General features: G+C 59.3%; 11 protein-coding genes. 5 read left to right on the top strand and 6 right to left on the bottom strand.

Features of this window, described 5'->3' with window-relative positions; translation table 11 throughout:
• The first annotated feature begins 87 nt into the window (after positions 1-87).
• The 5 genes from CC94_RS22060 (at position 88) to CC94_RS0100925 (ending at position 6,160) form a co-directional block, all read left to right on the top strand.
• A complete protein-coding gene (locus CC94_RS22060) occupies positions 88-1,497 on the top strand; it encodes a C13 family peptidase (protein WP_051911344.1) in 1,410 nt (469 codons plus the stop codon).
• Positions 1,498-1,857: 360 nt separating this feature from the next.
• The gene (gene pabB / locus CC94_RS0100940; protein ID WP_005373162.1) at positions 1,858-3,237 is read left to right on the top strand and encodes an aminodeoxychorismate synthase component I; all 1,380 of its coding nucleotides are present in this window, start codon (positions 1,858-1,860) and stop codon (positions 3,235-3,237) included.
• On the top strand, positions 3,234-3,791 hold the full coding sequence (locus CC94_RS0100935; RefSeq protein WP_005373160.1) for an amino acid kinase family protein: 558 nt from the start codon (positions 3,234-3,236) through the stop codon (positions 3,789-3,791). The genes pabB and CC94_RS0100935 overlap by 4 nt, the downstream gene beginning before the upstream one ends.
• Entirely contained in the window at positions 3,775-4,479 is a 705-nt protein-coding gene (locus CC94_RS0100930) for a DUF2959 domain-containing protein (protein WP_157203342.1), read from the top strand. The genes CC94_RS0100935 and CC94_RS0100930 overlap by 17 nt, the downstream gene beginning before the upstream one ends.
• Positions 4,480-4,780: 301 nt before the next feature.
• Positions 4,781-6,160 carry an L-serine ammonia-lyase gene (locus tag CC94_RS0100925; protein ID WP_005373157.1) on the top strand — a complete coding sequence of 460 codons (1,380 nt, stop codon included), beginning with the start codon at positions 4,781-4,783 and terminating at the stop codon, positions 6,158-6,160.
• 510 nt (positions 6,161-6,670) lie between these two features.
• Here CC94_RS0100925 and CC94_RS0100920 read toward each other — a convergent pair.
• The 6 genes from CC94_RS0100920 to tolB all read right to left on the bottom strand — a co-directional run bounded on the left by CC94_RS0100920 (position 6,671) and on the right by tolB (position 12,292).
• Entirely contained in the window at positions 6,671-7,693 is a 1,023-nt protein-coding gene (locus tag CC94_RS0100920) for an ornithine cyclodeaminase (RefSeq protein WP_031429517.1), read from the bottom strand.
• A gap of 316 nt (positions 7,694-8,009) precedes the next feature.
• Positions 8,010-8,690, bottom strand: coding sequence for a 7-cyano-7-deazaguanine synthase QueC (gene queC / locus CC94_RS0100915; RefSeq protein ID WP_031429516.1), 681 nt, complete (start codon positions 8,688-8,690; stop codon positions 8,010-8,012).
• A gap of 6 nt (positions 8,691-8,696) precedes the next feature.
• Positions 8,697-9,338: a 7-carboxy-7-deazaguanine synthase QueE gene (queE, locus tag CC94_RS0100910; protein ID WP_005373151.1), complete on the bottom strand. Its 642-nt coding sequence runs from the start codon at positions 9,336-9,338 to the stop codon at positions 8,697-8,699.
• Positions 9,335-10,210 (bottom strand): tol-pal system protein YbgF, encoded by an 876-nt coding sequence (gene ybgF / locus CC94_RS0100905; protein ID WP_031429514.1) that lies wholly within the window; start codon positions 10,208-10,210, stop codon positions 9,335-9,337. Before ybgF ends, queE begins: the two co-directional genes overlap by 4 nt.
• On the bottom strand, positions 10,211-10,792 hold the full coding sequence (pal, locus tag CC94_RS0100900) for a peptidoglycan-associated lipoprotein Pal (RefSeq protein WP_031429512.1): 582 nt from the start codon (positions 10,790-10,792) through the stop codon (positions 10,211-10,213).
• A 222-nt stretch (positions 10,793-11,014) separates the two neighbouring features.
• Positions 11,015-12,292, bottom strand: a complete 1,278-nt coding sequence (gene tolB / locus CC94_RS0100895; protein ID WP_031429511.1) for a Tol-Pal system beta propeller repeat protein TolB — start codon at positions 12,290-12,292, stop codon at positions 11,015-11,017.
• Positions 12,293-12,403: the final 111 nt, after the last annotated feature.

The following is a 12,403-nucleotide window of genomic DNA, read 5'->3' as shown; positions in this document are numbered from 1 at the left end:
TGTAGCGATCAAAAAGCGGCCGGCAAGGGCTCGAACGGGTAAAATATCGGATACTTCCCATTTTTTCAGCGCCTGTTTCGCCTCCGAATGAATCCAATATCCAATTTATCGACGAATCTGCACAACGGCTTGCGCCTGGCGTTTTTCCGCAAGCGCGGTCCGGAAAACTTCGTTGTCGGTCTCGACCCGTTTTTGCTGCTTCTGCTTGTCGATCTGCTGCTGGAAACCGGCTCCGGTTATCTACTGTATTGGCCCGATCCGGAGTTCCAGCTTTACGCGCTGCCGGTTTATACCTTCGAGCTGGCCTGTTTCCTGATGGCGGCTTGGTTGACTTCGAAGTTTGTCCGGCGCGAAAACGCGGCGCTACAGATCGGGGTTGTGGTTTACAGCTTGTCGCCTGCGTTGATTTTGCTGCAGACGGTGTCGCGTTATCTGAACGGACGGGAGTTCGAAAGCTGGCCCGATCTCGGCCCGTGGTTCGAGCGGCTGGCGGCGGTGTATCTGTTGATTCTGCTCGGGCGTGCCCTGTTTCTGGTTTGCGGGCGCTGGCGTTCCACGACCGCCGGCATGGCGCTGGTGCTGTTGTCGGCCGGTCCTGCCGGCGAGTGGTTCGCGGATTACCGCGATTTCTGGTATTCGCCCGAAGAACAGGAAGTACAGGACGGCGATCCGTATGCAAGGTACAAGGCGCTGGATGCCGAAAGGCTGATGTACCGGCAGCCGGTTCTGCTCGAAGAAACGTTGAGCCGGCTGCGCCCGGAGCGTAAAGGCCGCGTCGATCTGTTCTATCTCGGTTTCGCCAGCTATGCGACCGAAGACGTGTTTTCGATCGAGGCGGACTATATCAAACGGCTGTTCGACGAACGGTTCGGTACGGTCGGCCATTCGCTGAACCTGGTCAATCATCTCGACACGCTCGAAGACACGCCGCTTGCGACCGCGACCAATCTCGCCCAGGCCTTGAAACGCATCGGCCGGATTATGAACCCCGACGAAGACGTGCTGTTCCTGTACCTGACCAGCCACGGCGGCAGCGATCACAAACTGGCGGTCGAGTTTTGGCCGCTGCCGTTGAACGACCTCTCTCCTGAACAGCTGAAGGCGATGCTCGATCAGGCCGGCATCAAGTGGCGGGTGGTGGTGGTTTCCGCCTGTTATTCGGGCACGTTCGTCGATGCGTTGAAAGGTCCGCATACCCTGGTGGCGACGGCCGCGGCGCACGATCGGACCTCTTTCGGCTGCGGTTCGGAATCGGATTTCACCTATTTTGGCGAGGCGGTGTTCAAGCAACAATTGCAGAGCCGGTTTTCGTTGATCCCGGCATTCAAGGCGGCCGCGGCCTCGATTGCGGAGCGCGAGCGGTGGGAAAAACTGGAAGCCTCCCGGCCGCAATTATGGGTCGGTAAACCGATGGAGGCCCATCTTGCCGACCTGGAAAAATCGCTGACCCGTTTTCAATGCGAAGCTGGACGGAGGCAGGCGCAATGCGCCGAATGAGAGCCGGGATGGCGGTTCCGGCAAGATTCGGCGCACCGCCGGCTGAACGTTCCGAAAGCGGAGCGCCGGGATCGATGAAATGTGGGAACGGCGTCGAGCATTAAGGCAAACAATGTTACAATAGCGGCCTTCTCAATACGCCATCGTCCGCATTCATCCGTAACGGTTGCACTTTTCCGTCATTCAAGCCTCATTGCCGCCGATTTTTCTCTTTTACGACTTGCGGCAGCGTTGCAGGAAGCGCTGAACTATCGATGACTTCAAATCAGACCTCATTATTTTCAGGCCGGGCGCCATGCCGTATCATGCGCCCGCTGCCGGCTGCCTTTCGCCTTGGCTTTAACCGCGTCCGTCGCCTCGATGCTTTTTTCTGACTTGCGCAAGGATTCGCTGCCTTATTTTGAAAATACCGCCGCGTTGTTTTCATCGATGGCGGGCGAACCCTGGGCGGTTTTCCTGGACAGCGGCTATCCTGGCAATACGCGCGGACGCTACGACATCATCGCCGCCGAGCCGGTCTGCACCCTGGTCACGCACGGCGAGAAGACCCGGGTCGAGCGGGACGGGCGCTGCGAGGAATCGGGCGGCGATCCGTTCGATCTGGTCAAACGGGAACTCGGCAGCGTCGCGCGGCAGGATGGCGATTTGCCTTTCAAGGGCGGCGCGATCGGTTATTTTGCCTACGATCTGGCCCGGCGGCTGGAGCATCTGCAGGCGCTCGCGGCCGATCGGGAGCATATTCCGGAAATGGCGGTCGGGATCTACGAATGGGCGGTCGTGGTCGACCACCACGAGAAGAAAAGCTATCTGGCCGGCATCGCGCGCGATCCGGCCCGCTGGCAGCGCCTGATCGAACGCTTCGGCTGCCTGCCCGAAGCACATCCGGCAGCGCCGTTCCGGGTGCGCGGCGAGATCAGGACCAACATGGACAAGGCCGGCTATTTCCGGGCTTTCGACCGGATCAAGCATTATCTGACCGAGGGCGACTGTTACCAAGTCAATTTGTCGCAGCGTTTTTCGGCCGATTGCGAAGGCGATCCGTGGACCGCCTACCGGAAGCTGCGCGAGTTGAATGCGGCGCCGTTCAGCGCCTACCTGAACTTTCCCGAAGTACAAATCCTGAGCTCCTCGCCCGAGTGTTTTCTGAAGCTGACCGACGGCGTGGTCGAAACCAAGCCGATCAAGGGCACTCGCCCCCGCAGAGCGGACGAGCGCCAGGACCGCCGACAGATGCGGATTTTGCGGCACAGCCCGAAAGACCGCGCCGAGAATTTGATGATCGTCGACCTGCTCCGCAACGACATCGGCAAGACCTGCAAGCCGGGCACGGTCAGGGTGCCGAAAATCTTCGCGATCGAAACCTATGCGACCGTGCACCATCTGGTCAGCACGGTCACCGGCGTGCTGGCCGACGGCAAGCATGCGCTCGATTTGTTGAAACATTGTTTCCCGGGCGGTTCGATCACCGGCGCGCCGAAAATCCGCGCGATGGAAATCATCGAAGAACTCGAACCGAACCGGCGCGGCGTCTATTGCGGCTCGATCGGCTACATCGGCTTCGACGGCAACATGGACAGCAATATCGCAATCCGCACGCTGGTGCATTCGCACGGCGAGATCCGCTTCTGGGCCGGGGGCGGGATCGTGAACGATTCGGTCGCCGAAGAGGAATACCAGGAATGCTTCGATAAGGCGGCGGCCTTGCTCGATCTGCTCAGGCAGTTTGCGGATAAGCCATGATCGTGATCAAGCTCGGCGGCAGTCTCGAAGCGGCCGGTACGCTGGCCGATTGCCTCGCGGCCATCGAGCGAAAATTCGCAGACGGGGCGGTGGTGGTGCCGGGCGGGGGCCTGTTCGCGGACCGGGTCAGGGATGCGCAGCAACGCTGGCGGTTCGGTGATCCGGCCGCGCACCGGATGGCGATTTTGGCCATGCAGCAGATGGCGCTGCTGTTCAACGGCTTGAAACCGGATTGGCGGATCATTTCGCAAGTCGCCGATTTTGACCGCTTCACGGGCATGTCGATCTGGTCCCCGGATCCGGACGAGCTCGATCGGGCGGGCATTCCCGCCAATTGGAACATCACTTCCGACAGCCTCGCGGCCTGGCTGGCGGGACGGCTCTCGGCCGGGGAATTGATCCTGGTAAAATCCGTTGCGATCGACGCCGGCACAAGCCTTGCGGAACTGGCCGAGCGGCAGATTGTCGATAAGGCGTTTTGCGCGTATGCCCAAGACGCGCGTTTTAAAATAACTCTCATCAATCAAAGTACGTTGAATGGCTGCATCCAATAAACCGACGGACGGCGACTTAATGGCTTATGCCGTGTCGTTCATCCGGCGCTTATTCCTGAAACAAATCAAATCGGTCTATTACAACGCCCGGGAAACGATCGGCGGCGACCACAAGCGCGCGATCGTGGTGCATCAGGTCGAGCAGGCGTGCGTAAGCCTCAGGGAAACCCGCAACGAATTCGAGGACGCCCTGCAGCGCTTCAAGATGCTGGTGAACGTGAACGATGCGCTGCTCGAACACCGTTATCATCAGCTGAACCGGAAATACCAGTTCTGCCGAGCGAAATCCGAGGCGGTCAGCACGCGGATCCGGGCGATCGAAGAAGTCAGCGAGGCGCTGTTCGCCGAGTGGGAAAAGGAACTCGACGAATACAATAGCCGCACTCTCAGGAACCACAGCAAGCAACAACTCCGGCTGGCCCGGCAGAATTACGCCCGCCTGCTCAAGTCCCTGCGCACGGCCGAAGCGAAGATCCATCCGGTCCTGTCCGCGTTCAAGGATCAAGTCCTGTACCTGAAGCATAATCTGAACGCGCAGGCGATCGCCGCGCTGCAAAACGAATTCGTCGTGATCGGGGTCGACATCGCCCAGTTGATCCAGGCGATGGAGCAGACGATCGCCGAAGCCAGCAGTTTCGTGGCGATGCTGTCCGACCGGAAGGAAGCGCTGCCGGGTCCGCATCGTTAAGGATCGGGTCGATAATCATTTTTCGGTTACTTTGAACTCCGAGGCTTGTGTTTTGCAGGGCGGGGCATAATGGCGGCTGTGGAAACGACCAGGAAATTCTGGCTGGTCTTCAAACGTATTCTTTGGGCGATAACGCCTCCGACACTTTGATCCAGAGGCTTTCGAGCCGAGAACGGGAACGGACGCAGCCCGGTCTAATATATTAGATATTCCTTCTATTGGCATAGTCATTGCTTCTGTCTTCGTAAAGGCATAACTTCCCTTTACTGAATCTTTTCTTCGACATTTTTCGCAGGCAATCATGGCAATCAGCGTTTTCGACATTTTCAAGATCGGCATCGGCCCCTCCAGTTCGCATACGGTCGGACCGATGCGGGCGGCGATGGCGTTTGCGAACAAGTTGGAAGCGCAGGGCCTGGCGGCGAGAATCGCTAGGCTTCAGGTCGAGCTGTTCGGCTCGCTGGGCGCGACGGGCAAGGGGCACGGCACCGACAAGGCGGTGCTGCTCGGGCTGGAAGGCGAGGCGCCGGATCTGATCGATCCGTCGGTGATTCCGGGACGGCTGGCAGCAATTCGCGAAGCCGGCGCCATCCGCTTGTTAAAGCGCTATCCGGTGCGTTTTGATCAGCAGGCCGACTTGCTGTTTCACCGCAAGAGCCTGCCTTTTCATTCGAACGGGATGCGATTTGCCGTTTTCGACGAAAAGGGCGCAGAGCTTTTGCAGGCCGATTATTACTCGATCGGCGGCGGTTTCGTGGTAACCGGCAGGGAAGCGGCGGCCGACAAGCTGACCCGTCACGACGAACGTCTGCCGTATCCGTTTAAAACCGGTGCCGACTTGCTGAAGCTGTGCGCGGCGAGTCACAAGCCGATCAGCGCATTGATGATGCATAACGAACAAGCCTGGCAGGGCGAAAATCAGGTTCGGCAACAATTGCTGAACATCTGGCGGGTGATGCAGGCCTGTGTCGAACGGGGCATGCGCGAAGAAGGCATCCTGCCGGGCGGGATGAAAGTAAAGCGACGCGCGGCGAATCTTTACAAGCAGTTGATTGGCGAGATTCCGAGGCAGACGCCCGGCCTGCCGGTCGGAACGCTGGAGTGGGTGAACCTGTTCGCGCTTTCGGTCAGCGAGGAAAACGCGGCCGGGGGCCGGGTGGTGACCGCGCCGACCAACGGCGCCGCCGGCATCATTCCGGCCGTTCTGCATTATTACTGGCGGTTCTGCGAGGGCGCCGGCGAGGAAGGCGTAATCCGCTTTCTCCTGACCGCGGCCGCGATCGCGATTCTGTACAAGGAAAATGCGTCGCTGTCCGGGGCCGAAGTCGGCTGCCAGGGCGAAGTCGGCGTGGCCTGTTCGATGGCGGCCGGCGCGTTGGCGGAAGTCTTGGGCGGCACCCCGGAACAGGTCGAAAACGCGGCCGAAATCGGGATGGAGCATAATCTGGGCCTGACCTGCGATCCGGTCGGCGGTCTGGTGCAGGTGCCTTGCATCGAGCGCAATGCGATGGGCGCGGTCAAGGCGATCAATGCGGCGCGGATCGCTTTGCGCGGTGACGGCAGCCATTTCGTCTCGCTGGACAAGGTGATCAAGACGATGCGCGAAACCGGCGCCGACATGAAAACCAAATACAAGGAAACTTCACGCGGCGGGCTGGCGGTGAATCTGATCGAATGTTGACAGGTCGTTCGCGTCTTATGGATGGGATGGCTTGCGGTCGGTAATGTCCCGCATCCTGCGGAGGTTGGTTGCCGCTGCTGTTCTTGCAATAATGGCGTCCTTAGCGCATTCTCGCTTTGGGAATATGGCCTTCGTAAGGAAAACACGTTATTCCGGCAGAGCCTGCCCCGGTCAGGGATTGCCGAAATCCGGAAATCCAGGAGGGGTAGCTCTCATACTTCCCTCTCATCTGGATCTCGGCAATCCCCCTGAGCGGGACGAGGTTGATGACCCCGTTCCCCTCATTTGAAGACCTACCGCCAGCATAAAATCATCTTCTATGTTCGCGCGATGCTAAACGTTACGGAGGGGATAAATATCCTGTTCGGCACCGGTATCTTACGGGTTTAGCCCGTAGGGTACGCTGTGCGTACCATCCATGTCGAAAGGTACGCGCAGCGTACCCTACGGGGCAACGGCAGGGCACCCTTCAGAAGGTGAGGCATTCCCTACACGCGGTATGAAAATGCTCTAGCCGGCGGGACTGGGGTTGAACAGCCCGAACAAATCTTTCGGATCGGCTGGTTCCGGCAGTATTTCCAGCTCCTCGCCTGCAGAATATTCGGAAGCCAGTTCGTAAACCAGACGCAGGGCCGAATAATCTTCCAGCGCGAAACCGACCGAATCGAAAAGGGTAATCTCTTCGCGGGACTCGCGGCCCGGCTTGATGCCGGCCGCGAGTTCCCACAGCTCGGCATGGACGCGATCCGCCGCGCATTGCTGCACTTCGCCTTCGGCAAGCGATTGCGGCAGGTATTCGACCACGATCTTCACGGCTTCGAGCAGTTCCGCAGGCAGTTCGGTCTTGCCGGGGCAATCGCCGCCGATTGCGTTCAGATGGGTGCCCGGTGCGAGATCCTGCAAGCCGAATAACCGCTGCCGGCCGTGCGCGGCGGTGGCGGTGATCACGATATCGGCCTGCCGGATCGCCGCCCGGACCGAGTCGGCGGGAGTCAGGAGGAAACCCGAGTTTTCAAGATTGCGCGCGAATTTGGCCATAGCCTGAGGGGCTTTGTCGTAATACCGGATTTCCTTGAGCGGGAACAGCCGTTTGAAGCCCAGAACCTGAAATTCGGCCTGTGCCCCGGTGCCGATGATCGCGAGCGTTTCGGCATCGGAGCGGGCCAGGTACTTTGCCGCTAGCGCGCTGGCGGCGGCGGTCCTGAATGCGGTCAGCAGCGTCATGTCGGCAAGCAGCAGGGGATAGCCGGTGAGGGCGTCGCTGAACTGACCGATGGCGATCACGCTGAGTTTGCCGAGCGCGGTATTGCCGGGGTGGCCGTTCACGTATTTGAACGCGTAGTAACGGTCGTCCGCGCACGGCATCAGTTCGATCACGCCCTGGTCATAGCGGGTGGCATGGCGGGACGATTTTCGAAAGTCATGCCAGCGCCGAAAATCCTGTTCGAGCGCGGCGATCAGCCGGTCGAAAAAGCTTTCGATGCCGATCGCGGCGATCAGTTTTTGCATGTTGCGGGCGGTGATGATTTTCATGTGGAGCCTTTGGCGTGTCGAGTCCGTTAGGGCGGAAGCCAGTGGGGAGCTTTTATGGAAGTGATTTTACGACAACGGTCTTTGCGGGCGGGTTCAAACCGGACAGATTCCGGGAAGTTCTCGTGGAGCTTTGAGCGAGGGCGTTCGACATTTCGGCAGGACTCGCCGGGGTCATTGCCAGGATGGCCGATTTGCATTGGCCCGAGAAGAGGGGGGCATCAGGATCGGTCTTGTAGACCCCGATCTGTTGGGCTTCCTGGCGTCAGCCCAACCTACGCGGCTGAACCGAAAGCCGGAGAGAATTGCATCGACCGGGCTAAAGGGGTGGCCGGTAACGAGTGGGATCTTCGATGCCGGCGGCGTCAAAGCCGTTTTTGCGCAAGCGGCAGGCATCGCACAGGCCGCAGGCGCGCCCGTCCGGGGCGGCGGCATAACAGGATACGGTTTGGCTGTAATCAACATCTAAAGCCAGGCCGGTTTTGATGATGTCGGCCTTGCTCAATGAAATCAGCGGCGTGTGGATCGTAAAATGATCGCCTTCGACGCCGGCCTTGGTCGCCAGATCGGCCAGTTTCTGGAATGCCGCAATGAACTCGGGCCGGCAATCCGGGTAGCCGGAATAATCGACCGCATTCACGCCGATGAAAATATCGCGGGCGTTGAGCACTTCCGCCCAGCCCAGCGCGAACGCCAGAAAAATCGTGTTGCGGGCCGGCACATAGGTGGCCGGAATGCCGGCTTGCGGCGTGGTCGGCACCGGGATGTGGTCGTCGGTCAACGCCGAACCGCCGATCGCGCCGAGCCCCAGCGGAATGATTTTATGTTCGGCGACCCGATAATATTCGGCGATGCGCCTGGCTGCCTCCAGTTCCGCATTATGCCGCTGCCCGTAGTCGAAGCTGAGCGCGTGGCAAAGGTAGCCCTGGCTTTGGGCCAACGCCAGAACGGTAATCGAATCGAGCCCGCCGGAGAGCAGGATAATCGCTTTTTTTGGCATAGGGGATTATTTGCCGCGGGCGTCGGCCCACAGCAGTTTGTGCAGTTGAATCTGGAAGCGGACGGGCAGCCGGTCGGCAAGGATTTTTTCGGCCAGGTCGGTCGGGTCTTGCCGGCCCATTACCGGCGAAAACAGAATCTGGCAGCGTTCCGGCAGTTGGTATTCGTTTAGAGCGGCCTTCGACCAGGCGTAATCTTCTTCGTTGCCGATCACGAATTTGATCTGGTCTTTGCGGTCCAGAAACTGGAGGTTTTGATAAAGGTTTCGATCCAGTTCGCCCGAGCTGGGTGTTTTGAGATCCATCACCTTGACCACGCGCGGATCGACCTTCGAAATATCGAGCGCGCCGCTGGTTTCGAGCGAAACGGTGTAGCCTTTGTCGAGCAGGCGCGTCATCAGGTCGAGGCAGCCCGGCTGCGCCAGCGGCTCGCCGCCGGTAACGGTGACATACGGCGTGTCGTAAGCTTCGACCTGAGCGAGGATGTCGTCGATCGGAATCTTTTTTCCGCCGCTGAAGGCGTATTCGGTATCGCAGTAAACGCAACGGAGCGGGCAGCCGGTCAGCCGGATGAATACGGTCGGCAGTCCGACCGTATTCGACTCGCCTTGCAGCGAATAGAAGATTTCGGTAATGCGGAGAGAACTCACTGGCCGGAGATCGATTGCAGTTTTTCAGTCGCCAGGCGCGCGGCTTTCGTGTTTGGGAACTCGTTTACGACCCGGTTCAAATATTCGCCGGCTTTCGGCTTGTCGTTCAGGTCGATTTCGATGTAGCCGAGCTTCAACAGCGCGTCAGGCACCTTCGGATTGTCGGGATAGCTTTCCAGTACCTTCAGCAAGGCGGCGCGGGACGAACTGAAATCCTGATTGACCCGGTAGGCTTCGCCGAGCCAGTACTGCGCGTTGCCGGACAACGGTCCGGCAGGATTTTTGCCCAGGTAGGTCTTGAATTCCTCGATCGACTGCGCGGTACGGCCGTTTCTGAGGTCGTCGTAGGCCTGCTTGTATTCCAGGTCTCCCGATGCGGCGGCAGCGGATTCGGTCGGAGCGGGAGGAACGGCCGGTGGGGTCTGAGCGGCCCCGGCAGGCGCTTGGCCGGGTTCTGCCGGCTGCGCTTCGCCGGAAGGCGGCATGGCGTCCAGGTCGGCAGGCTGCTCTGCATCGCCGGCGTTTTCGCCGGCCGGCGCGTTGCTCGTGGCCGGCGTGCCGCCCGACGCCTTGCTTTCGAGATTTTGCATTCTTTCGTCAAAATCCGAATACATCGTGCTCAGCCGTTTTTTCAGCTCGGCGTTCTGATAAGACTGTTCCTCGACCTTGCCGGTCAGTTCGCGTACTTCATTTTGCAGTTGATCGATGCGGCTCATCAGTTCGTACAGAGTCTTGCTCGATGCAGCCGCCTGGGGGACGGTTTGCGGTATTGGCGGCGGAACGCTTGGATCGTTGACCACAGGAGCCAACGCGCAAGCATTCATCGATATGCCGCCGATAAGAGTCGCTAACAGCAGAGGACGCATGTTCATTTATTTGTAAACCAGTTCGACGCGGCGGTTGAGTTCCCAGGCCGATTCGTCGCTGCCGAACGCGGCCGGTTTTTCTTCGCCATAGCTGATCAAATCGAGCTGGCCGTCGGAGACGCCTTGCGCCCGCATCAGGTTTGCGACCGATTTGGAGCGGTTTTCGCCCAAAGCGATGTTATATTCGCGCGATCCGCGCTCGTCGGCATGGCCTTCCAGAGCCAGCCGCTGGTTCGGATGGTTGACCAGGTAGCGGGCGTGCGCCGCGATGACCGGCTCGAAATCCGGCTGGATCTGGCTGCTATCCAGCATGAAATAAATCGTCGATTTGGACAGCGGATTGTTCGGGTCGGAAAATTCGGGGCCCAAGCGGCTGTTGCCGTAGCCTCCGGCGCTTGCCGTTCCCGAACCGAATTGCGAGCCGCCAAGACCGGCTCCGCTGTTAAGGCCGCCGGTCGACGCATCGTTAATGCCGCTGGCGCCCATTTGTGAGCCGTCGGTCAGGGCTTGATCGGCTTCATCATCGCTGCACGCGCTCAAAAACAGGGCGCTTATTGCTAAAGCTAAGAGTGTTTTATTTAATCTCATCGTTAAGGTCCCGAAAAATAAGGCAATAATTGTACAAGAAAAAGGAGGGGGCGCCAATTGGTCAATTCGGCCGGACCATGTACCGGGCGGATGGAGGGGCTCACATTTATCATCGGAAAAATCACCTTGTCCGGGCATTCTTCCGGATCGTAATGAAATGACCTTTATACCCTTTAAGGCAGGCTAAGTTCCCACGCCGGAGCGTGGGAACGGCGGCAAAATCTACGGGGACCAGGCCGGCTCTCTGACCGCGTTGCTGTCGAAGACGAGTTTTTGCTGCATCTTGCCGTCGAGCGATACGGCTGCCAGATAGCCGCCGCTGCCGCGTTGCGAAGCGTATAAAATCAAGTCTCCGTTCGGCGCGAAGCTGGGCGATTCGTCGGTCGGGCCGCCGGTCAGCACGTTGATCGTGCCGCTCGCGACATCCAGCACCGCAATCCGGTAGTCGTTGCCGTTACCGTGTACCATCGCGATGTTTTTTCCATCCGGCGAGAAACTGGCGCGCGCATTGTAACTGCCGGAGAAGGTGATCCGTTTTTCGGAACCGCCTTGACTCGAAACCCGGTAAAGCTGCGGTTTGCCGCCGCGGTCCGAGGTGAAGACGATGGTGCTGCCGTCGGGCGACCACGCCGGCTCGGTATCGATGGCGGTGCTGTTGGTGATTTTGGTCAACGAATTGTTGATCAGATTCAGCACGTAAATGTCCGGGCTGCCGTCCTTCGACAAGGTCAGCGCGAGCTTGCCGCCGTCCGGCGACCAGGAAGGCGCCCCGTTGATGCCGGGGAATTCGGCGACTTTCACCCGCTGCCCGGTCGCGAGCGTTTGGACATAAATTGCCGCGGTTTTTCTTTCGAACGAGACGTAAGCCATTTTGCGGCCGTCCGGCGACCAGGACGGCGACATCAAGGGTTCGGATGAAGCCGCGATCGTTTGCGGATTGAAGCCGTCCGCGTCGGCGACCTGCAGCCGGTGCGTCGCGGATGCGCCCTGGCCGCTGCTGGTGATATAGGCGATACGGCCGCTGAACACGCCTTTTTTGCCGATCAGTTTTTCGAAGATCAGGTCGCTGATGTGATGCGCGGTCCGGCGCAAATCCTGGGCGGAAGAAGTCATCCGGTAGCCGAGCAGCTGGCTGCCGTTATTCACGTCGAACAACTGGAACTGCACATTGTATTGGTTTCCGGCCGGGATCGCCTGGCCGATCACGATGTAGTTCTGGCCGACCGATTTCCATTGTTCGAACTGGATGGCTTCGGGTGACGTCGGACGCGCCGGCATGTATTGTTCGCTCATCGGCTTGAAATAGCCGCTGTGCCCCAGGTCGTTGCTGACGACGCTGCTGATGCTGATCGGCGCGGGGCCTTGCTGCGCGAACGGTACGATGGCGATCGGCAGCGCGCTTTCGATGCCTTCGGTGATTTCGATGTCCATTTCCGCGCGCAGCAGCGGCGCGAACAGACCTAACAAGCCGATGATGACGATTTTCTTTATTCTCTTCACGCGCAGACCTCTCAAAACACTTTCAAAATATTATCATGTGCAGGGTACGCTCTGCGTACCCTGCATCGACTTTCGAACTCGATTGGGCTCCAAAAAGGTACGCACAGCGTA

The sequence above is a fragment of the Methylomicrobium agile genome (genome assembly GCF_000733855.1).
Lineage (GTDB): Bacteria > Pseudomonadota > Gammaproteobacteria > Methylococcales > Methylomonadaceae > Methylomicrobium > Methylomicrobium agile.
The sequence above is the reverse complement of the archived record's forward strand: the minus strand, read 5'-3'. Positions and strand labels throughout refer to the sequence as shown.